Source organism: Streptomyces sp. NPDC007945, from assembly GCF_042958885.1.
In the GTDB taxonomy this organism is placed as follows: domain Bacteria; phylum Actinomycetota; class Actinomycetes; order Streptomycetales; family Streptomycetaceae; genus Streptomyces.
Map to the genome: position 1 here is coordinate 371831 of NZ_JBIBJV010000008.1, position 21375 is coordinate 393205.

The window sequence follows — 21375 nt, forward strand, 5'->3', positions numbered from 1 at the left end:
GGTCCCGCCGGGCCCGGGGCCCACTAAGGTCGGGGGCGACAGCCGTTCGTACGCGCGCCCGTGAGGTGTCCCATGCCGTCCGCGACCCCGTCCCCCGCGGACGGACGCCGGCCCTCCCCGAGGCCCCCGGCGCCGCTCACCGGTACGGGGCCCGAGGCCGCCGCACTCCTCGGTTGGCTCACCGACCCCGAGGCCCCGCGGCTCTGCCTGGTCACCGGCGCCCGGGGGAGCGGGAAGAGCGCCCTCCTGGGCTGGCTGGCCGCCCACGGGGCACGGTCCCGGCGCGGCCGGGCCAGGACCGAGCGGGTGCTGGTGCCGCTCGCCGGGCAGAGCGCCCTCGGGGTCGCCTGGACGCTCGCCGACCGGCTCGGCGTGGTGGCCCGCACCCCCGCAGATCTCGTGCGGGCCCTCGCCACCAGCGAGGCCCGCCGCACCGGCAGGACCGTGCTGCTCCTCACCGACCTGCACGCCGCCGCCGAACCGGACGCCCTCGCCGAGCTGTTCGGCGGTCTCGCCGAGGTCGGGCGGATCCGGCTCGTCGTGGAGGCCCGCACCGGCGCCCGCGTCCCGAGGGCCGCCCGCACCACCGTCGTCGACCTCGACGGGGACGGGCCGGCCGGGCCGCCGGCCCCGGCGCCGTTCCCTGTCCTCCCTGCCCTGCCCGGCCTCCCCGACCTCTCCGACCCGGTCGCCGTCTGCGCCGCCGACCCGCTCCTCGTCACCACCGGTTACGCGACCGCCTCCCCCGACGACCACGGCGGGCTGCGCGACGCCTGGCTGCGGGCCGGACAGGCGCTGTGCGCGGCGGACGGCCCGGCCGGCCGGGCCCTGGTGCTGCTCACGGCGCTCGGCGACGGCGCCGACCCCCGGCTGCGGCCCGCGCTCGCCGCACAGGCGGCCCCGGCGCCGTGGCGGCTGCGCTGGGCCCGGCACCGGGGCGACGTCTCCCCGCCGTGGCCCGGTCCCGTCGCGGTGCTCGGCGCGACCGCCGGCGGTCCCTCGGCCGAGCTGCTCCTGGTGGGCGACCACAACGGCACGGTCCGGCTGCTGCGGGAGGCCGACGCCTCGGGCGCGGGGCGGCTCGCCCACCGGGTGGAGGGCCGGATCACGGCCCTCGCGCCCACCGCCGACGGGACGGTGCTGCTGCTCGACGAGCGGGGCCGGCTGCACTCCGTCCGGGGCACCGCGCCCCGCCCGCCGTACCTGGAGCGGCTCACCGAGGCGGTCTCCACCACCCTGTCCCGGCACCCCGGTACGGCGCTCGCGGCGATCGCGGGCTCGGTGGTGGTGGGGGACCGGCTCGGTTCGGTGCACGCGTTCGGCGTCAACGGCCTCCACCAGGCCGCTTCGCACAGCGGCCGGGTCACCGCGGTGACCGCCGTCGAGTCGGAGACCCCGTTCGTCTGCTCGGGCGGCGCCGACGGCACCGTACGGCTCTGGACGCCGGGCCGCGCCCCGGTGCCCGAGCCGCTGGCGGAGCACCGGGCGCCGGTGGTCGCCCTGCACGCGGCCCCCACCCCCGGCGGGCCGCTGGTCGCGGCGGCCTGGGCCGACGGCCGGGTCGAGCTGATCGCGCCGGAGGGCGGCCGGCGCCGTGCCTTCCGGCCCGGCCCGGAGGTCCGCGCCGTCGCCGTCACCGCCACCGGGGCGCTCGTCGTCGGCACCGAGGAGAGCCTCGTCTGCCTGGAACCGCAAGGAAACTGACGGGGATTCACATCGCGGTGCGGGGGGCCAGCTGCGACGCCAGCCAGGTCGGTACGCCCCCGAGGAGGCGGAAGAGGCGGCGGGCCTCGGCGCGCAGCCGGCCCGCCTCCGGTTCGGTCTCGGTGTCGGCCAGCGCGGTCAGCGCCGGGGCCGTACCCACCAGGTAGCCCAACTCCTCACGGATCCGCAGCGATTCGGCGAAGCCGTGCCGGGCCTCCGCCAACTCGCCCTCCCTTAACGCCAGTCCGGCGAGGTGGCGCCAGGTGGAGGAGAGCAGCAGCGAGTCGCCCTGCGCGGTGGCGCCGGCGTGCGCCCTGCGGTACGCGGCCCGGGCCGCCTGCGGGGAGTCGCCGAGGTTCTGGGCGATGAGCCCGCGCCGGTAGTCCAGGAGCGGCCGGCCCGCCTCGGAGGGGGCGATCAGGGCCGCCGCCCGGCCGAGCGCCATCCGGGCCTCGTCGGCGCGGTCCCGGACGCCCAACAGGGTGGAGGCGTAGGCGAGATAGCCGCGCTCGCAGGCCGCGGCGCCGCGCTCCTCGTCGCTGCTCGCGACCGCCTCGGCGGCGCGCAGCGCCTCCTCGGCCTCGGCCCAGCCCTGTTCGGTGTAGAGGCAGCGCTCGATCAGCAGCGCGGCCCGTTCGAGCGCGGCGGCCGGTTCGTGCGCGCGAGGGGCGAGCAGCGCCGCCGCGTCGGTCCAGCAGCCGCGGGAGCGGAGCCGCCATATGGCGGTCTCCACGGGAGTCTCCTTGCCATGGGCGAGGGACGGGTTTCCGCCGCCCGCTGATTCGGAACCAGACATGGCGGTGTCCGCCACATTGCCCTCCCCGAGCGCGCCGTCGAGCTGTTGAGTAGGACGGCATCTCAGCACGAACGGACGTACCCGGCCAAGGGGTCGGGTGAAAAAATTCACAAAGGCGCGGGGTCGACAGGGCGCCCCGCCGGGGCGGGGCCCGGCGGGGCGTCGGGGTGCCGAGACCCCTGATCACGGCGGTGATCAGGGAGGGCGGGGGTGCGGGGGCCTCGGGGGGGGGGGGGGCGCGGAAGGCTCCGCCGTCACTCCTCCGGACTCGACCGAAGGAGTGAAATCCGGATCCGCGCCGGTCAGACTCCGTCAACTCATCCGCAGGGCCAGGAAGAAGTCGAGCTTGTCCTCCAGGCGGGAGAGGTCCCGGCCGGTCAGCTGCTCGATGCGGCCGACGCGGTAGCGCAGCGTGTTCACGTGGAGGTGCAGCCGGGCCGCGCAGCGGGTCCAGGAGCCGTCGCAGTCCAGGAAGGCCTCCAGGGTCGGGATGAGCTCCGCCCGGTGCCGCCGGTCGTAGTCCCGCAGCGGGTCCAGGAGCCGGGCCGTGAAGGCGCGCCGCACGTCGTCCGGCACGAAGGGCAGCAGCAGCACGTGCGAGGCCAGCTCGTGGTGGCCGGCCGCGCAGACCCGGCCGGGGCGGGCGGCGGCCACCCGGCGGGCGTGCCGGGCCTCCTCCAGGGCGCCCCGCAGCCCCTCGGCCGAGTGCACAGCGGCGCTGACGCCCAGGGTGAGCCGCCCGTCGTCGGCGAGGCCGGACGAGAGCGGAGCCCGTACCGCCGCGAGCAGGGCATCCGCGTGCAGGCCCAGGGCGGGCGACGCGCCGTCGTCCTCGCTCTCCGGCAGCGGGCCCGTGGCCAGCGGCACCAGCGCGATGGCCTCGTCACCCGTGTGGGCGACGGCGATCCGGTCCGCGGACTCGGCACCCACCGTCGCCGGGTCGACCAGGATCTCCTCCAGGAGCGCCTGGGTGACCGGTCCCGGCTCCACCGGCGCCTGGCCGCCCTCCTGCTCCCACTCGACGCGGGCGACGACGACCTGCCAGTGCGGGGCCGCGCCGAGGCCGGGCAGCAGCACGGGGGCGGCGACCCGGAGCCGGGCGGCGATCTCGGCGGGCGCGGCGCCCGTCTGCACCAGTTCCAGGACCTCCTGGGCGAGCCGGCGGCGCACCGTGCGGGCCGCGTCGCGCCGGTCGCGCTCGACGGAGATCAGCTGCGTGACGCCCTGGAGCAGGTCGAGCCGGGCGGCCGGCCAGTCCCCCGCGTCGGCCTCCACCGCGAGCAGCCAGTCCGACAGCACCGTCTCGCGGACGTCCCGGGCCCCCGGCCCGGCGGCCCGGCCCGTGTTCCTGATCGGGAAGAGGGAGTACGGGCTGCCCTGGAGGGTCAGCCGGTGCGGGCCGCGCCGGCCGGTGCGGGTGGCGGCCAGGTGCTCGCCGGCGAGGGCGGCGGCGAGCGCCGGGTCCAGCGGCTCCCCGGCGCCGGCGATCTGCCGCCCGGTGGGGGAGAGGACCCAGGCGCGCAGGTCCAGGTCGGAGCCGAGCAGGTCGAGGACCGCCTCGGGGCCGCCGCCGGCCGGTCCCGAGGTCATCAGCCGCCGGTGCCGGTCCACGACGGCCGCCAGGTCGCCGGCCCGCTCACCGGAGACCTGTCGAACGACGTGCTCGGTGATCGTCGCGAACGCAACGGTTTCGTTGACGGCGAAGAGCGGCAGCCGGTGGCGCGAACACGCCTCCACGAGATCGTCGGGGATGTCGCCCAGCTCGGCCTCGCCGGCCGCGAGCGCGGAGACCCCGGCCTGGCTGAGGATCCGGACGAAGGGCTCGGCGTCGGCGGGCTCCCGCAGCCAGGCCAGGCCGGTGAGGACCAGCTCGCCGCCGGAGAGGTACCGGCTGGGGTCCTTGAGGTCCGTGGTCATCACGCCACGGACGGAGCGGTCCAGCTCCTCCTCGCCGCCGAGCAGGCGCAGCCCGAGCGCGTCGTTCTCCAGCAGTGCGCGCAGCCGCATTCGTGTCGCCGCCGTTCCTTCGAGTGGGTGATTCGGGTGGTGATGGGGTTGTCGGGTAATCGACGGTGGAGTCGGTGAGGGTGGTGCCGCCGTTTCCAGGGGGAAACGGCGAGGTTTCCGTTCACCGTCTTTCGTTCGAATCTACAAGACGTGCGGGGGCACCGGCCAACTCCTTCATGTTTTCGGTGACTGCACCCCGGCCATCGTGGCTTGTGTACTAGGCCACACACCGCGTGAACAGGACATGAACACCGAAGTCGAGGGCCGAACGTCCCCCAGGGCCCAGACGTCCGACCCCCACCAGAATCGCTAGAAGAGAGCCACCATGGACTTCCTTCGCCCCGCCAGCTGGGAGGAGGCGCTCGCCGCCAAGGCCGAGCACCCCACAGCCGTGCCCATCTCGGGCGGCACCGACGTCATGGTCGAGATCAACTTCGACCACCGGCGCCCCGAGTACCTGCTGGACCTGAACCGCATCGAGCTGCTGCGCGAGTGGGAGGTCGGCGAGGAGAACGTCCGGCTCGGCGCTTCCGTTCCGTACACGCAGATCATGGAGAACCTCCGGGCCGAGCTGCCGGGCCTGGCGCTCGCCTCGCACACCGTCGCCTCTCCGCAGATCCGCAACCGCGGCGGCGTCGGCGGCAACCTCGGCACCGCCTCCCCGGCCGGTGACGCCCACCCCGCCCTCCTCGCCGCCGGCGCCGAGGTCGAGGTCGAGTCGGTCCGAGGCAGCCGCTTCATCCCGATCGACGAGTTCTACACCGGCGTGAAGCGCAACGCGCTCCAGCCCGACGAGCTCATCAAGACCGTCCACATCAAGAAGGCGGACGGCCCCCAGCAGTACTCCAAGGTCGGCACCCGCAACGCGATGGTCATCGCCGTCTGCGCCTTCGGCCTGGCACTGCACCCGGAGACCCGCACCGTCCGCACCGGCATCGGTTCGGCGGCGCCGACCCCGATCCGCGCCAAGGAGGCCGAGGCCTTCCTGAACGCGGCCCTGGAGGAGGGCGGCTTCTGGGACAACGGAAAGATCATCACCCCCGCGATCGCCAGGCAGTTCGCCGACCTCTGCTCGGCCGCCGCCAACCCGATCGACGACGTCCGGGGCACCGCCAAGTACCGGCGCCACGCCGTCGGCATCATGGCTCGCCGCCAGCTCGGCTGGACCTGGGAGCAGTACCGCGGCGCCGGCCGCACGCTTGAGGGAGCTGCATAACCATGCGCGTGAATTTCACGGTCAACGGCCGTCCGCAGGAAGCCGACGACGTCTGGGAGGGCGAGTCCCTCCTCTACGTCCTGCGCGAGCGCCTGGGCCTGCCCGGTTCCAAGAACGCCTGCGAGCAGGGCGAGTGCGGCTCCTGCACGGTCCGCCTCGACGGGGTGCCCGTCTGCTCCTGCCTGGTCGCCGCCGGCCAGGTCGAGGGCCGCGAGGTCGTCACCGTCGAGGGACTGGCCGAGTACGCCAAGGAGCGCGAGGCCCACGGCGGTTGCGCCTCCGGAGCCTGCGGCACCTCGGTCGACCAGGCCAAGAGGTGGGAGGCCAAGCCGCAGGACTCGCAGACCGGTGAGGGCGTGGAACTCTCCCCGATCCAGCAGGCGTTCATCGACGCCGGCGCGGTCCAGTGCGGCTTCTGCACCCCCGGCCTGCTCGTCGCGGCCGACGAGATGCTGGAGCGCAACCCGTCCCCGACGGACGCGGACATCCGCGAGGCGCTCTCCGGCAACCTCTGCCGCTGCACCGGATACGAGAAGATCCTCGACGCGGTCCGCCTCGCGGCCGCGCGCCAGGAGCGCCAGGGAGAGGCGGTCTGACGATGGCTCAGAACACCCGTACCGTACCGGTGGGCACGCCCACCGACGTCACCCAGAACCACACCCAGGGCGGCGTCGGCGCGTCCACCCTCCGCCCCGACGGCACCCTCAAGGTGACCGGAGAGTTCGCCTACTCCTCGGACATGTGGCACGAGGACATGCTGTGGGGCCAGGTCCTGCGCTCCACCGTCGCGCACGCCGAGATCGTCTCCATCGACACCTCCGAGGCCCTCACCATGGACGGCGTCTACGCCGTCCTGACGCACGAGGACCTGCCGGCCGCCAAGAACTACGGCCTGGAGTTCCGCGACACCCCGGTGCTCGCCTACGGCAAGGTCCGGCACCACGGCGAGCCGGTGGCCCTCGTGGCCGCCGACCACCCCGAGACCGCGCGCCGCGCCGCCGCCAAGATCAAGGTCGAGTACCGGGAGCTCCCGGTCATCACGGACGAGGCCTCGGCCACCGCCCCCGACGCGATCCTGGTCCACGAGAACCGCGACGACCACCACGCGGCCCACGTCCCGCACCCCAACATCGTGCACCGCCAGCCGATCATCCGCGGCAACGCCGACGAGGCCGCCAAGCGCGCCGACGTCATCGTCACGGGCGAGTACACCTTCGGCATGCAGGACCAGGCCTTCCTCGGCCCCGAGTCCGGCCTCGCCGTGCCCGCCGAGGACGGCGGCGTCGACCTGTACGTCGCCACCCAGTGGCTGCACGCCGACCGCGAGCAGATCGCCCCCTGCCTGGGCCTGCCCCAGGACAAGGTCCGGATGACCATGGCCGGCATCGGCGGCGCCTTCGGCGGCCGCGAGGACATCTCCATGCAGATCCTCGCCTCGCTGCTCGCGCTGCGCACCGGCAAGCCCGTCAAGATGGTCTACAACCGGTACGAGTCCTTCTTCGGGCACGTCCACCGGCACCCCGCGAAGCTCTACTACGAGCACGGCGCCACCAAGGACGGCAAGATCACGCACATGAAGTGCAAGATCGTCCTGGACGGCGGCGCCTACGCCTCGTCCACCGTGTCGGTCGTCGGCAACGCCTCGTCCCTCTCGGTCGGCCCGTACGTCATCGACGACGTCGAGATCGAGGCGATCGGCCTCTACACCAACAACCCGCCCTGCGGCGCCATGCGCGGCTTCGGCGCGGTCCAGGCCTGCTTCGCCTACGAGGCGCAGATGGACAAGCTCGCGGCGAAGCTGGGCATGGACCCGGTGGAGTTCCGCCAGCTCAACGCCATGGAGCAGGGCACGATCATGCCGACCGGCCAGGTCGTCGACTCGCCGGCCCCGGTCGCCGAGCTGCTGCGCCGGGTCAAGGCCCGCCCGATGCCGCCGGAGCGCCAGTGGGAGACCGCCGGCGAGAGCGCGGACGTCCGCGCGCTGCCCGGCGGCCTCTCCAACACCTCGCACGGCGAGGGCGTCGTCCGCGGCGTCGGCTACGCCGTCGGCATCAAGAACGTCGGCTTCTCCGAGGGCTTCGACGACTACTCGACCGCGAGGATCCGCCTGGAGGTCATCAACGGCGAGGCCGTCGCCACGGTCCACACCGCGGCGGCCGAGGTCGGCCAGGGCGGCGTCACCATCCACGCCCAGATCGCCCGCACCGAGCTCGGCGTCCAGCAGGTCACCATCCACCCCGCCGACACCCAGGTGGGCTCGGCCGGTTCGACCTCCGCGGGCCGCCAGACGTACATGACCGGCGGCGCCATCAAGAACTCCTGCGAACTCGTCCGCGAGAGGGTCCTGGAGATCGGCCGGCGCAAGTTCGGCTCGTACCACCCGGCCTGGGCCAACGCCGAACTCCTCCTGGAGGGCGGCAAGGTCGTCACCGACGGCGGCGAGGCCCTCGCCACGATCGCCGACGTCCTGGAGGACCAGGCCGTCGAGATCGAGGAGGAGTGGCGGCACCGTCCGACTCAGGCCTTCGACCGCGTCACCGGCCAGGGCGACGGCCACGTCCAGTACGCCTTCGCCGCGCACCGCGCGGTGGTCGAGGTGGACACCGAGCTCGGCCTCGTCAAGGTGATCGAGCTGGCCTGCGCGCAGGACGTCGGCAAGGCGGTCAACCCGCTCTCCGTGATCGGCCAGATCCAGGGCGGCACCACCCAGGGCCTGGGCGTCGCGGTGATGGAGGAGATCATCGTCGACCCGAAGACCGCGAAGGTGCGCAACCCCTCCTTCACGGACTACCTGATCCCGACGATCCTCGACACGCCGACCATCCCGGTCGACTACCTCGAACTGGCTGACCCCCACGCGCCGTACGGCGTCCGCGGCATCGGCGAGGCCCCGACCCTGTCGTCCACCCCGGCCGTCCTCGCGGCGATCCGGGCGGCGACCGGCCTGGAGCTGAACAAGACCCCGGTCCGCCCCGAGGCGCTCACCGGCACCCTGTAGGACCCTCCGGGCGGTGCGTGCCTCCCGGGGAGGTCGCCCTCCCTTCCGCCCGCACCGCCCGGAGCGCGGTACCCGCACCACCAGAAGTACCCGCAGTGCCAGAAGTGCCCGCAGTACCCCGTTCGTCTCGGGCCGTCCCCCGGGTCGTGCAGCCAACAGCAGTTCCCAAATCCCGCCTCATACGAGTCCCTCTCGTGCGGGTGCCCCTTTGAACCTTGGGAGTAGGCCCCATGACCCAGTCGTCCGTGGAGCCCAAGACCGCAGCGGAAGACGCGGGCTCCGGCTCGCGCAACCCCGCCGGACGGTCTTGGCTCGACCGGTACTTTCACATCTCGGAGAGAGGATCCTCCGTCGGCACGGAGATCCGCGGCGGCGTCACCACCTTCATGGCGATGGCGTACATCCTCCTGCTCAACCCGATCCTCCTCGGAGGTCCGGACGTCGACAAGAACGTCCTCGCCTCCTCCGCCGTCATCACGGCGACCGCCTTCGCCGCGGCGGTGACGACCCTGCTCATGGGCTTCGTCGGCAAGGTGCCGCTCGTCCTCGCGGCCGGCCTGAGCGTCTCCGGTGTGCTCGCCACCCAGGTGGTGCCGCAGATGACCTGGCCGCAGGCCATGGGCATGTGCGTCGTCTACGGCCTGGTGATCTGCCTCCTGGTGGTCACCGGACTCCGCGAGATGATCATGAACGCCATCCCGCTGCCGCTCAAGCACGGCATCACCATCGGCATCGGCCTCTTCATCGCGCTGATCGGTTTCAACAAGGCCGGCTTCGTCGGCGCCGGCCCGCAGTTCGGCCCGCCCGTCACCATGGGCTCCGGCGGCGAACTCATCGGCTGGCCCGTCCTGATCTTCGCCGTCACCCTCCTCGCGATCTTCGCCCTCCAGGCCCGCAAGGTCCCCGGCGCCATCCTCATCGGCATCGTCGGCGGCACGATCGTCTCGCTGATCGTCAACGCCGTCGCCGACGTCCCCGCCAAGGGCCCCGGCTCCTGGGCCAACGGCTCCCCGGAGCTCAAGGGCAGCGCCGTCTCCGCCCCGGACTTCTCGCTCTTCGGCGACGTCTCCTTCGGCGGCTGGGGCGACGTCGGCTACATCACCGTCGGCGTCATCGTCTTCACCCTCGTCCTCGCCGGCTTCTTCGACGCCATGGCCACCATCATCGGCGTCGGTACCGAGGCCAACCTCGCCGACGACAAGGGCCGCATGCCGGGCCTGTCCAAGGCCCTCTTCATCGACGGCGCCGGCGGCGCGATCGGCGGCGTCTCCGGCGCCTCCGGCCAGACCGTCTTCGTGGAGTCCGCCACCGGCGTCGGCGAGGGCGCCCGCACCGGCTTCTCCTCGGTGATCACCGGCCTCTTCTTCGCGGCCTGTCTCTTCTTCACCCCGATCACCCAGATCGTGCCCCGCGAGGTCGGCTCCGCCGCCCTGGTCGTCATCGGCGCGATGATGATGATGAACGCCAAGCACGTGAACTGGGGCGACAGCTCCGTCGCCATCCCGGTCTTCCTGACCGTCGTGCTGATGCCGTTCACCTACAGCATCACCCCGGGCGTCGCGGCCGGCGTCATCGCCTACACCGTCATCAAGGTGGCGCAGGGCAAGGCACGGGAGGTCGGCGCGTTCATGTGGTGCCTCACCGCGATATTCATCGTGTTCTTCGCCCTTCACCCGATCGAGGGCTGGCTGGGCGTCAGCTGACGCCCGAGCCCCCTCCCCACACCGCCAAGGAGACCGACATGCTGGACATCGCCGAAGAGCTGCACCGGTGGGTCGAGCAGGGACGCGACTTCGCCGTGGCCACCGTGGTGGCCGTCGGCGGCAGCGCGCCCCGGCAGCCCGGCGCCGCCCTCGCCGTCGACAGCGAGGGCACGGCGATCGGCTCGGTCTCCGGCGGGTGCGTGGAGGGCGCGGTGTACGAGCTGTGCCGCACGGCGCTCGACGACGGCGAGGTCGTCGTCGAACGCTTCGGCTACAGCGACGAGGACGCCTTCGCGGTCGGCCTGACCTGCGGCGGCGTCATCGACATCCTCGTCACGCCGGTCCGCGGCGGGGTCTACCCCGCCGCGCTGGCCGCCGCCGTCTCGGGCCGGGCCGCGGCCCTCGCCCGGATCGTCTCCGGCCCCGGGGACCTGCTCGGCCAGGCGCTCCTCGTCCACCCGGACGGCTCGTACGAGGGCAAGCTCGGCGGCCACCCCGAGCTGGACCGCACCGCCGCCGCGGAGGCGCGGGCGCTGCTGGACGCCGGCCGCACCGGCACGGTCGAGATCGGCGAGGACGGCAGCCGCTGCGGGCAGCCGCTCACGCTGCTCGTCGAGTCCTCCGTCCCGGCCCCCCGCATGATCGTCTTCGGCGCCATCGACTTCGCCTCGGCGCTCGTCCGGGTAGGCAAGTTCCTCGGCTACCACGTGACCGTCTGCGACGCCCGTCCCGTCTTCGCGACCCGGACGCGGTTCCCCGAGGCCGACGAGATCGTCGTGGAGTGGCCCCACCGCTACCTGGAGTCGACGGAGGTCGACGGCCGGACCGTGCTGTGTGTGCTCACGCACGACGCCAAGTTCGACGTCCCCCTCCTCCGGACGGCCCTGAGGCTTCCCGTCGCCTACGTCGGCGCGATGGGCTCGCGCCGCACCCACGAGGACCGCAACGCGCGTCTCCGCGCGGTCGGCGTCACGGAACTCGAACTGGCCCGCCTCCGCTCGCCGATCGGCCTCGACCTCGGCGCCCGCACCCCCGAGGAGACGGCCCTCTCGATCGCCGCGGAGATCGTCGCCGACCGCCGCGGCGGCAGCGGCGCCTCGCTCACCGGCGCCCACACCCCCATCCACCACGACGGCCCCGACGCCCCCGCCGCCCGCCGCATCGGCTCGGTCGCCTGACCACCGCCCCCGCGGCGTGGCGGGCGCGCAGGCCGTGGGGCGGGCGCGCCCGTCGTCGGGTTGGGGGCACCTGCCCTCTGACCGGCCGGGCCCACGTCTGGTTGGTGCGCCCGCTGTCCGAGCGAGGCGCTCGCGGTGGGGCGGGCGCGGTCGCATTCTGGCAAGCCCGCCCGTTCTCTGACCGGCCGGGCCGTTGCCCGGCCCGGGTGCCCGCTGTCCGACCGGCGCGCTCGCCGTGGGGCGGGCGTGCTCGTCGCCCGGGCCCGTGCGCCCGTTGCCTGACCGCCTCGGCCGTCGGCCGGCCGGTGGGTGCGCGGGACCTCCGAGGCCGAGGCGTCCGGGTCCCGTCGGCGCGGGTCAGCGGGCGGCGCGTTCTCGCAGGGTCTCCGCCCAGGCGGGGGCCTCGCCGGCGGGACCGGACTGCTCGCGTCGGCCGCCGCGGGCGAAGAAGTCCGCCAGCGGGAGGATCGCCGCGCCGACCGTGACCGCCTCCGGGCCGAGCAGGCCCATGCCCATCGTCACCCGGGCCGCCGGGTACGCCAGCGCGTACGCGCGCGCGTGTGCCTCGACGGCCGCCAGGAAGCGCGTGCCGAGCAGCAGCCCGGCCCAGCCGCCGACGAGGATCCGCTCCGGCTGGAAGAGGTTGACCAGGTCGGCGAAGCCCGCGCCCAGGTACTCGGCCGTCTCCTCCAGGACGCCGACCGCGGCCGGGTCGGCGTCCGCGCCGTCCCCGGGGTAGGCCGCCGCGACCAGGGCCGCGAGCGCGGTCTCCTCGTCGGCGCCCGTCGGCGGCCGGCCCCCCGCCTCGCGCCAGCGGGCGAGCAGGGCCTCGGCGCCCGCGTACGCCTCCAGGCAGCCCTGCGCCCCGCAGCGGCAGCGCCGGCCGCGTACGCACACTTTCAAGTGGCCCCATTCCAGGGCCCGTCCGGGACCGATCGGGTCGGTCGTCACGCAGGCGCCGACACCGGAGCCGAAGAGGACGACGACCGCGCTGCTCGCGCCCCGGCCGGCGCCGAACCACATCTCGGCCTGGCCGAGGGTCTTGGCGCCGTTGTCGATGCGGTAGGGGACCTCGGGCGGCAGGTCGACGGCCTCGCGCAGGAGCCGTTCCAGCGGGACGGCGTCCCAGCCGATCGTCTGACCGTGCACGACGGCGCCGTCCGCGTCGGTGTGTTCGACGATGCCGGGGACGCCGATCCCCACGCCGAGCAGCCGCTCCGCCGGGACCGCCGCCGCCCGCAGCACCTCGGCGACGCCCTCGCGGATGAGGTCGACGACCACCCCGACCTCGTACCGCTGGCCGCCCGTCGCCGACGGGGCCAAGGGGCGTTCGGCGCGGGCGAGTTCGGTGAGCGTGAGGTCGAACAGCTCGACCCTGACCCGGGTCTCGCCCACATCGACGCCGATCATGTGCCCGCTGGCGGGGGCGACGCGCAGCAGGATCCGGGGGCGGCCGCCCGCCGAGTCGACGCTGCCGGCCTCCTCGACGAGCCCTTCGGCGACGAGTTCGGCCACCACGTTGCTGATCGAGCCGGAGCTGAGCCCGGTCGCGGGGCCGAGCGCGAAGCGGCTCATCGGGCCGTCGAAGTAGAGCCGCCGGAGGACCGCCGTGCGGTTCTCGCGCCGCAGGTCCCGCACGGTCCTGCCGTTCGATCTGGTCACTCGGGGCCCCTCGCGGTCGTGGTCCATCGGGCGGGTCATCGGCGGCCGTCGCTCAGGCCTTGCGCAGCCCGCTGAGCAGCAGCTCGGCCAGCTGGTCGTACGCCTCGGCGTCCGCGAGGCCGGTGGACGCGGCCACCTGCCGGCGCTGGATGCGCACCATCACGGAGGCGATCACGTCGGCGGCGAAGGCCACGTGGACCTCCCGGAAGACGCCCGCCCGGACGCCCTCCTCGATGAGCTGCTGCACCCGTCCGGCGGCGGCGCGGGTGTTCCGCTCGTAGACCTCGGCGGCCGGTTCGAAGGCGGCCACGTCGTCGAAGAACTGCGGGGAGACCGGCGCCAGCTCGGCGGAGACGGCCCGCAGATAGGCGGAGAGCCGTTCGGCGGGGCCGCTCGCGGCGGCCAGGACGGCCTCGACGCGGGCCGTGGCGCGCCGGAAGAAGTGCACGACGGCGGCTCTGACCAGCTGTTCCTTGCTGCCGGCCAGGCCGTACAGGGTCCGCTTGGAGCAGTGCAGCCGGGCGGCCAGGTCGTCGAGGGTGAGCCGGGCGAAGCCCTCGCCGACGAGCAGGGCGACCAGCTCCTCGAAGAGCGCGGAGCGGCGTGCCGCTCCGCGGCCCGTGAGCCTGGGGGCGCCGGCGGCGGAGGTCTCGATCACCCGAACAGTATGCCGGGCCGGCCGAGGTGAGGGGTTCCCTCCGGAGGGTCATGCGCTATTTTTAGCGGTACTGGAGTACCCGTCCGAGTACCGCTTCGGTGGGCGCCCCCGTACCCCACACAGGACCACCGCGCGCCGATGGAGTCGCCATGGATGTCGACCGCCTGCTTCCCACCCCCGAAGCGGCGGACCTCATCGCCCTCACCCGCGAGATCGCCGACAACGAGCTCTCGCCGCGGGTGGACGAGCACGAGGCCGCCGAGACCTATCCCGAGGGTCTCTTCGCCACGCTGGGCCGGGCCGGGCTCCTCGGCCTCGCCTACCCCGAGGAGTACGGCGGCGGAGGCCAGCCGTACGAGGTCTACCTCCAGGTCCTGGAGGAGCTCGCCGCCCGCTGGGCGGCCGTCGCCGTCGCCACCAGCGTGCACACCCTGGCCTGCCACCCGCTGTACGCGTTCGGCACCGAGGCCCAGAAGGAGCGCTGGCTCCCCGCGATGCTGGAGGGCCGGCTGGTCGGCGGCTACAGCCTCTCCGAACCGCAGGCGGGCTCGGACGCCGCCGCCCTCTCCTGCAAGGCGGAGCGCCAGGAGGACGGCAGCGGCTACCGGATCACCGGCACCAAGGCGTGGATCACCCACGGCGGCAGGGCCGGCTTCTACTCCCTCTTCGCCCGCACCGCCCCCGGCAGCCACGGCGTCTCCTGCTTCCTCGCCCCCGGCGAGGCCGAGGGCCTCTCCTTCGGCGCCCCCGAGCGCAAGATGGGCCTCCAGGCGGTCCCCACCACCTCCGCCTACTGGGACGGCGCCCTCATCGAGGAGGACCGGCTCGTCGGCACCGAGGGCCAGGGCCTCCAGATCGCCTTCAGCGCCCTCGACAACGGCCGCCTCGGCATCGCCGCCTGCGCCACCGGCCTCGCCCAGGCCGCCCTCGACGCGGCCGTCGACTACGCCAACGAGCGCACCACCTTCGGCCGCCGGATCGTCGACCACCAGGGCCTCGGCTTCCTCCTCGCCGACATGGCCGCCGCCGTCGACGCCTCCCGCGCCACCTACCTCGACGCCGCCCGCCGCCGCGACCTCGGCCGTCCCTTCAGCCGCCAGGCCAGCGCCGCCAAGCTGATCGCCACGGACACGGCGATGAAGGTCACCACGGACGCCGTCCAGGTCCTCGGCGGCTACGGCTACACCCGCGACTTCCCCGTCGAGCGCTACATGCGCGAGGCCAAGATCATGCAAATCTTCGAGGGCACCAACCAGATCCAGCGGCTGGTCATCAGCCGGGGGCTGGCCCGCCCGGAGAAGTAGCGGGTCACGTACGGTCCCGGGCGATGGCGCCCGGTCCCGCGGCGTGACGGCCGCCGATGCGCAGAGGCGTCCCGCCGGGAGCGGGGCGCCTTCGTCGTTCCGGAGCCGCCTTCGGGGGCGTGGGGCGCGGCTCTCCCGGCAGAGGGTGCTCGCCTCGCGGGCGCGGCTGCCGTCGAAGGCAGCCCAGCCGGCCTGCTGCGTCTGCTCGGAGAGGGAGGGCGACAGGCGGCGCCGTGCGGAGTCGGCGAACGTCCCGTCGCGCAGGAGCGCCTTCGTGGGCTGGACCTCGCCGAAAGGCGCGGCGGGTGCCGCCGCCGGTCATCGGCCGGGGAGCCCGCGGACCCTAGAATGATCGCTTTGGCGGGCGCAGGGAGCGCCCGCCCTTTCATGTGGGGGGATCCATGAGGAAGGCACTGACCGCCGGCGCCCTCGCGCTCGCGGCGCTGCTGACGAACGTCGTGGGGGCGACGGCCGCGTCGGCCGAGCCGACGGCCGTCACCTACACGGCGTGGACCTGGAACATATCGGGCCACAAGATCAACCGCGGAGCGGTGGACAACGGCCTGGTCGAACAGGCGATCGGGTCGATCAAGCGGCCCGAGAACGCCGTGGACTTCGTCTCGTTCAACGAGATCTGCTACAGCCAGTACCGTGCGATCCGGACGCAGCTGGCGAGCTGGAACCCGGACAATCCGAGCTACGCCCGGTTCCAGGAGGCCATCCCCGCGGGGAGCACCGACACGAGCTCGGACCGGAACCCCATCTGCGGCGGTGAGGCCTTCGGGAAGGCCGTCTTCAGCCGGCACGAGCTCGGCAGGGCCGAATACCGCACCTTCACGCAGGAGAGCGGCCTGTTCTACCGCTCGGCCGACGGCGTCGAGCATGCGGTGCCGAACGGGCTGCTCTGCGCGCCGCTGGCCGCCCGGTCGAGCATGAAGTTCTGCTCGGTGCACATCAGTCCGATCTCGACCTCGGACGTCCTGGCGGCGGACGGTAAGACCGTGCTGGTGCCGGGGAAGCCGTACGGCTACCGCCAGTTGGTCGAATTGGCCTCCTGGCTGGACGGATCCGCCGCCGCCGGGGAGACGTACATGGTGGCCGGGGACTTCAACGCGCAGCCGGACTACGGGCGGCTGAACCAGTTCTACGACGAGGAGGTCAACGCCGTCCCGGGGTCCGTCAACCTCGGGAACAAGGGCGCCCACCGCGAGCTCGACGACATGGACTCCTCCTGCCCGGGCCACGGGGAGGAGACCTCGATCAACCCGGCGGACGACGTGCCCTGCGGCAAGACGCAGCCGAAGATCGACATGATCTTCGTCCGTACGGACCGGCTCGCCTCGCGGGACTACACCGCCGACGCCAAGTCGGTCCCGGACTGCGCAGGGTTCGCCAAGGACGGCAAGGTCGACCCCGCGATCGCCACGCCCTGCTCCGACCACCGCGTGCTCATCGGCCGGGCGACGCTCCTCGTCGGTCCGTAGCTCGTAGTGCGTCGACCCGTGGGCCCGTCGCCCGGCGACGTGACGGACTCGTGTTGATTTCGTGTTGAACCAGTTGGGGCGTATGCTCTGATCAGCCACCCCGGTTCGCCTGTGTTCCCCCGTTTCAGGCGCACCGGGGTCGGCTTTTTTCGTGCCCGATGTGCTATCGGGGCAGGTCGCCGCGCCCACGCGGGCGCACTTCTCGTCCGGGACGCCCTTCAGGTTCGGGGTCCGGGCCAGGCGCCGGCGAGCTCGGAGGTCGGGGCGTTCCAGGAGACGGCCGTGTACGCCTTCCGCTCCGCCGACGCGTAGGACTGCGGGCCCGCGCCGTCGCCGCGCAGGGTGACGATCGCGTCGGGTGGGGGACGCGTCGAGGATCGACCGGCGGTTCATACGCCGGCCGGCCACTTCCGGCCGGCGTACCGGATGCCGTCCGCGGGCGGATCGGGGCGCCCGGATCGGCCGATCGGATGACCCCCGGCCCCCGGCCCCGGCGTCGCGCGCCGGGGTGCGGGTTCTATGGTGAGCGGCGCAGACCGCGCGGACCGCGCGGTCCCCCGCGGGGAGCGTCCCCGGGTCGGCGGCCAACCCGCCGGCCGGGCCACCCGCACGACACGTACGAGGAGTTCCATGGACATCGCCGGCTCCGCCGCTCTCGTCACCGGTGCCGCCTCCGGCCTCGGCGCCGCCACCGCCGCCGCGCTCGCCGCCCGCGGCGCCACGGTCTACGGCCTCGACCTCGACAAGGCCGTCGCCGCCGCCGGGGAACTGCCCGAGGGCGTCCGGCTGATCGCCGCCGACGTCACCGACGAGGACCAGGTCCGCGCCGCGCTCGCCGCGATCGACGCCGACGGGGCCGAGCTGCGGCTCGCCGTCAACTGCGCGGGGATCGCCCCGTCGGCCCGCGTCCTGGGCCGCAAGGGCCCGCACGACCTGGACCTCTTCCGCGCGGTCGTGAACGTCAACCTGGTCGGTACGTTCAACGTGATGCGGCTCGCCGCCGAGTCCATCGCCCGCCACGAGGCCGACGAGCACGGCCAGCGCGGCCTCGTCGTGAACACCGCCTCCATCGCCGCCTTCGAGGGCCAGGTGGGGCAGATCGCGTACGCCGCCTCCAAGGCCGGTGTCGCGGGGATGACCATCACCGCCGCCCGCGACCTCGCCCAGTACGGCATCCGCGTCGTCACCGTCGCCCCCGGCATCGTCGACACCCCGATGATGGCCGGCTTCAGCGAGGAGATCCGCGCCGGGCTCGCCGCCGGCGTCACCTTCCCGCAGCGCCTCGCGCGGCCGGCGGAGTACGCCCGGCTGGTCACCATGATCGCCGAGCACGACTACCTCAACGGCGAGACGATCCGGATGGACGGCGCCCTGCGGATGACCGCCCGCTGACCCGGCCCGCCCGCGAGAGCACTCGGTGCCGGATCATCTCGGCACCGAGTGCCGCGCGAAGGTCGTCCGGATGTTAGGTTCGTGCCATGGCAGCAGCGGCGATGAACCCCCCGACCTCCCCGAAGCCCGCGATGCGGGACTCCCTCATCGCCGCGGCCTTCCAGCTCTTCCTGGAGCGGGGCTACGAGCAGACCACGGTCGACGACATCGTGACGCTCGCGGGTGTCGGCCGCCGCTCCTTCTTCCGGTACTTCCCGTCGAAGGAGGACGTGGTCTTCCCCGACCACGACCAGTGCCTCGACGACATGACCCGCTACCTCGCCGCCAGCGCCGACGGCGACGACCCGATGGTCCGGGTCTGCGGGGCCGCCCGCCTGGTCATGCGGATGTACGCCGAGAACCCCACCTTCTCCGTCCAGCGCTACCGGCTCACCCGGGAGGTCGCCGGACTGCGCGCGTACGAGCTCTCCGTCGTCTGGCGGTACGAGAAGACCCTCGGCGACTACCTGCGCACCCGCTGGGCCGACCGCAGGGACGGCACCCTGCGCGCCAACGTGGCCGCCGCGGCCGTCGTCGCCGCCCACAACCACGCCCTGCGGCACTGGCTCCGCTCGGGCGGCGAGGGCGAGCCCTTCGAGGAGGTCGACCGGGCGCTGGAGTTCGTCCGCGCCACCTGGAGCCCCGAGGCGCCCGGCGGCGCCGGAGACGCCGCGGGGGACGGGGACGAGGACGTCGTCGTCGTCATCACCAAGCGGTCCACCCCGATGTGGCGCGTGGTGCGCGAGGTCGAGTCGAGTCTCGGCGAGGGATGAGGGGCCGCAGTATCTCAGATTGAGGGAACTGAGGTCTTTCTTTGCTGGCACTGAGTGCCATATCTTGGGCTCCATGCACGGTCGAGCCGCCGAGTGCGAGGAGAAGGCATCGTGTTCCACACGGGACTGAGGAACCCCGGCGCCGTCCGGACCGAGGAATCGGCCGAAGGCACCGATCTCTACTTCCAGCGCTGCGCCTGGTGCCGGACCACCACCTTCCAGCGCCTGCTCTGTCCGACCTGCGGGTCGACCGACCTCTCCCCCCAACTCAGCGAGGGGGAGGGCGTGATCACCGTCCGCCGTGCCTACACGGCCGCCGAGGCCGACCTCTGGCCGGTGCACATGGCCGAGGGCTTCGTGGTCCGCTGCCGGGTCGACGGGCCGCCGCACGCGGTGCGGCCCGGCGTCCGGGTCAAGCTCGCGAGCGCCGCCGACATCGGCCGCCGGCCGGTCGTCCGGCTCTGCGAGGAGGTCCCGCTGGACGGCTGGATCTGAGTCCGGAGGGCAGACGGAAAGGGGGTGGCACAGAGTGCCACCCCCTTGGTCGTGCGGAGGGCGTCAGCGCGAGCCGATCTCCTCGGTGAGCTGCGGCAGCACCGCGAAGAGGTCGCCGACCACGCCGTAGTCGACCAGATCGAAGATCGGGGCCTCGGGGTCCTTGTTGACCGCGACGATCGTCTTCGACGTCTGCATGCCGGCCCGGTGCTGGATGGCGCCGGAGATGCCCGCGGCGACGTACAGCTGGGGCGAGACCTGCTTGCCGGTCTGGCCGACCTGGTTGGAGTGCGGGTACCAGCCGGCGTCGACGGCGGCGCGGGAGGCGCCGACGGCCGCGCCGAGGGAGTCGGCCAGCTTCTCGACGACCTCGAAGCCCTCGGCGGCGCCGACGCCGCGACCGCCGGAGACCACGATGGCGGACTCGGTCAGCTCCGGGCGGCCGGTGGAGACGCGCGCCGTGCGGGAGACGACCTTCGCCGCGTTGCCGGTGAAGGCGACGGTGACGTTCTCCACCGTGCCGGCGGCCGGCGCGGCCTCCGGGGCGGCGGAGTTCGGCTTGACGGTGATGACCGGAACGCCGTGCGAGACGCGGGACTTCACCGTGTACGAGGCGGCGAAGACCGACTGCGTGGCGACCGGGCCCTCGGCGCCGGCCTCCAGCTCGACGGCGTCGGTGATGAGGCCGGAGCCGAGGCGCAGCGCGACGCGGGCGGCGATCTCCTTGCCCTCGCCGGAGGAGGTCACCAGGACGGCGGCCGGCTCCTTTTCCTTGGCGATCTGGGTGAGCGCGTCGACCTTGGGGACGACGAGCTGTTCGGCGAACTCGGCGCCGTCCGCCACGTAGACGGTGGCCGCGCCGTACTCGGCGACGGTGGCGGCGACGGAGGCGGCGGCCTCGCCGGCGCCGAGGACGACCGCGGACGGCTCGCCCAGGCGGCGGGCCAGGGTGAGCAGTTCGAGGGCCGGCTTGCGGACCGCACCGTCGGCGTGGTCCACGAGAACCAGGATCTCAGCCATGATTCCTTGCTCCTGAGGTGGGGTGACGGTCGGTCAGATGAACTTCTGGGCGGCGAGGAAGGCGGCGAGCTGCTTGCCGCCGTCACCGTCCTCGTCGGTGACGATCGTGCCCTGGGTGCGGGCCGGGCGGGCGTCCGCCGACTCGACCAGGGTCCACGAGCCGGCCAGGCCGACCTCGTCCCCGTCGATGTCCAGGTCGTCGAGCTCCAGCTCCTCGACCGGCTTCTTCTTCGCGGCCATGATCCCCTTGAAGGAGGGGTAGCGGGCCTCGCCGGACTGGTCGGTGACCGAGACGACGGCGGGGAGCGGGGCCTCCAGGAGCTCGGTGGCGGCGTCGCCGTCCCGGCGGCCCTTCACCACCCCGTCCTCCACCGACACCTCGGAGAGCAGCGTCGCCGCCGGCAGGCTCAGCCGCTCGGCGAGCAGCGCCGGCAGCACGCCCATGGTGCCGTCGGTCGACGCCATGCCGCAGACGACCAGGTCGAAGCCGGTCTTCTCCAGCGTCTTGGCGAGGATCGCGGAGGTGGCGATGACGTCGGAGCCGTGGATGGCCTCGTCGTTGACGTGGACGGCCTTGTCGGCACCCATCGACAGCGCCTTGCGCAGGGCGTCCTTGGCGTCGTCCGGGCCCACCGTGATCACGGTGACCTCGGCGTCGTCGGCCTCCTCGGAGATCCGCAGCGCCTGCTCGACCGCGTACTCGTCGAGCTCCGAGAGGAGGCCGTCGACCTCGTCGCGGTCGACGGTCAGGTCGTCCGCGAAACCGCGGTCGCCGGTGGCGTCGGGAACGTACTTCACACAGACAGCGATCCTCAGGGTCACGGCCTGGCTCCTTTCAACGAGCGGATGGTTACGGGAGGTTGCGGGCCATGACGATGCGCTGGACCTGGTTGGTGCCTTCGTAGATCTGGGTGATCTTGGCGTCGCGCATCATGCGCTCGACGGG

The 21375-nt window shown here is 73.5% G+C and carries 18 protein-coding genes and 1 pseudogene; 11 read left to right on the plus strand and 8 right to left on the minus strand.

The genetic code is table 11. The annotated features are described in order from the left end of the window. Positions 1–72: 72 nt before the first annotated feature. The gene (locus ACFZCF_RS25720) at positions 73–1704 is read left to right on the plus strand and encodes a hypothetical protein (RefSeq protein ID WP_391289055.1); all 1632 of its coding nucleotides are present in this window, start codon (positions 73–75) and stop codon (positions 1702–1704) included. Positions 1705–1711: 7 nt separating this feature from the next. On the opposite strand, the gene ACFZCF_RS25725 is transcribed toward ACFZCF_RS25720, so the two are convergent. Then, positions 1712–2500 (minus strand): hypothetical protein, encoded by a 789-nt coding sequence (locus ACFZCF_RS25725; protein WP_388448744.1) that lies wholly within the window; start codon positions 2498–2500, stop codon positions 1712–1714. 312 nt (positions 2501–2812) lie between these two features. Continuing rightward, positions 2813–4507: a PucR family transcriptional regulator ligand-binding domain-containing protein gene (locus ACFZCF_RS25730; protein WP_391289057.1), complete on the minus strand. Its 1695-nt coding sequence runs from the start codon at positions 4505–4507 to the stop codon at positions 2813–2815. Positions 4508–4832: 325 nt separating this feature from the next. Between ACFZCF_RS25730 and ACFZCF_RS25735 the strand changes: the two genes are divergently transcribed. The 5 genes from ACFZCF_RS25735 (at position 4833) to ACFZCF_RS25755 (ending at position 11602) form a co-directional block, all read left to right on the plus strand. Then, positions 4833–5723 (plus strand): FAD binding domain-containing protein, encoded by an 891-nt coding sequence (locus ACFZCF_RS25735; protein WP_391289059.1) that lies wholly within the window; start codon positions 4833–4835, stop codon positions 5721–5723. Positions 5724–5725: 2 nt separating this feature from the next. Then, entirely contained in the window at positions 5726–6319 is a 594-nt protein-coding gene (locus tag ACFZCF_RS25740; protein ID WP_391289061.1) for a 2Fe-2S iron-sulfur cluster-binding protein, read from the plus strand. Between the two features lie 2 nt (positions 6320–6321). After that, a complete protein-coding gene (locus ACFZCF_RS25745) occupies positions 6322–8721 on the plus strand; it encodes a xanthine dehydrogenase family protein molybdopterin-binding subunit (RefSeq protein ID WP_388448738.1) in 2400 nt (799 codons plus the stop codon). A 230-nt stretch (positions 8722–8951) separates the two neighbouring features. Then, complete coding sequence (locus tag ACFZCF_RS25750; RefSeq protein ID WP_388448736.1) at positions 8952–10424, plus strand: NCS2 family permease; 1473 nt, start codon at positions 8952–8954, stop codon at positions 10422–10424. 38 nt (positions 10425–10462) lie between these two features. Continuing rightward, the gene (locus ACFZCF_RS25755; protein ID WP_388448734.1) at positions 10463–11602 is read left to right on the plus strand and encodes an XdhC family protein; all 1140 of its coding nucleotides are present in this window, start codon (positions 10463–10465) and stop codon (positions 11600–11602) included. Positions 11603–11959: 357 nt separating this feature from the next. Here ACFZCF_RS25755 and ACFZCF_RS25760 read toward each other — a convergent pair whose 3' ends face one another. Then, positions 11960–13264, minus strand: a complete 1305-nt coding sequence (locus ACFZCF_RS25760) for an ROK family protein (protein ID WP_391289065.1) — start codon at positions 13262–13264, stop codon at positions 11960–11962. A gap of 52 nt (positions 13265–13316) precedes the next feature. Next, complete coding sequence (locus ACFZCF_RS25765) at positions 13317–13922, minus strand: TetR/AcrR family transcriptional regulator (RefSeq protein ID WP_388448730.1); 606 nt, start codon at positions 13920–13922, stop codon at positions 13317–13319. 149 nt (positions 13923–14071) lie between these two features. On the opposite strand from ACFZCF_RS25765, the gene ACFZCF_RS25770 reads away from it, so the two are divergent. Next, complete coding sequence (locus ACFZCF_RS25770) at positions 14072–15226, plus strand: acyl-CoA dehydrogenase family protein (protein WP_388448728.1); 1155 nt, start codon at positions 14072–14074, stop codon at positions 15224–15226. A 401-nt stretch (positions 15227–15627) separates the two neighbouring features. Then, positions 15628–16710, plus strand: a complete 1083-nt coding sequence (locus ACFZCF_RS25775; protein ID WP_391289067.1) for an endonuclease/exonuclease/phosphatase family protein — start codon at positions 15628–15630, stop codon at positions 16708–16710. 207 nt (positions 16711–16917) lie between these two features. On the opposite strand, the pseudogene ACFZCF_RS25780 reads toward ACFZCF_RS25775, so the two are convergent. After that, positions 16918–17066, minus strand: a pseudogene (locus tag ACFZCF_RS25780) (heme-binding protein); the annotation flags it as partial. Positions 17067–17340: 274 nt separating this feature from the next. Here ACFZCF_RS25780 and ACFZCF_RS25785 point away from each other — a divergent pair. The 3 genes from ACFZCF_RS25785 (at position 17341) to ACFZCF_RS25795 (ending at position 19409) form a co-directional block, all read left to right on the plus strand. Further along, on the plus strand, positions 17341–18102 hold the full coding sequence (locus ACFZCF_RS25785; RefSeq protein WP_388448724.1) for an SDR family NAD(P)-dependent oxidoreductase: 762 nt from the start codon (positions 17341–17343) through the stop codon (positions 18100–18102). Positions 18103–18188: 86 nt separating this feature from the next. Further along, positions 18189–18914 (plus strand): TetR family transcriptional regulator, encoded by a 726-nt coding sequence (locus tag ACFZCF_RS25790; protein WP_391289070.1) that lies wholly within the window; start codon positions 18189–18191, stop codon positions 18912–18914. Positions 18915–19025: 111 nt separating this feature from the next. Then, positions 19026–19409: a Zn-ribbon domain-containing OB-fold protein gene (locus ACFZCF_RS25795; RefSeq protein WP_388448720.1), complete on the plus strand. Its 384-nt coding sequence runs from the start codon at positions 19026–19028 to the stop codon at positions 19407–19409. Positions 19410–19472: 63 nt separating this feature from the next. Here ACFZCF_RS25795 and ACFZCF_RS25800 read toward each other — a convergent pair whose 3' ends face one another. The 3 genes from ACFZCF_RS25800 to ACFZCF_RS25810 form a co-directional block, all read right to left on the minus strand. Beyond that, on the minus strand, positions 19473–20429 hold the full coding sequence (locus tag ACFZCF_RS25800) for an electron transfer flavoprotein subunit alpha/FixB family protein (RefSeq protein WP_388448718.1): 957 nt from the start codon (positions 20427–20429) through the stop codon (positions 19473–19475). A gap of 33 nt (positions 20430–20462) precedes the next feature. Then, on the minus strand, positions 20463–21251 hold the full coding sequence (locus tag ACFZCF_RS25805) for an electron transfer flavoprotein subunit beta/FixA family protein (protein WP_388448716.1): 789 nt from the start codon (positions 21249–21251) through the stop codon (positions 20463–20465). A 28-nt stretch (positions 21252–21279) separates the two neighbouring features. Then, the coding region (locus ACFZCF_RS25810) for an acyl-CoA dehydrogenase family protein (RefSeq protein ID WP_157849844.1) at positions 21280–21375 on the minus strand (96 nt) is incomplete at its 5' end.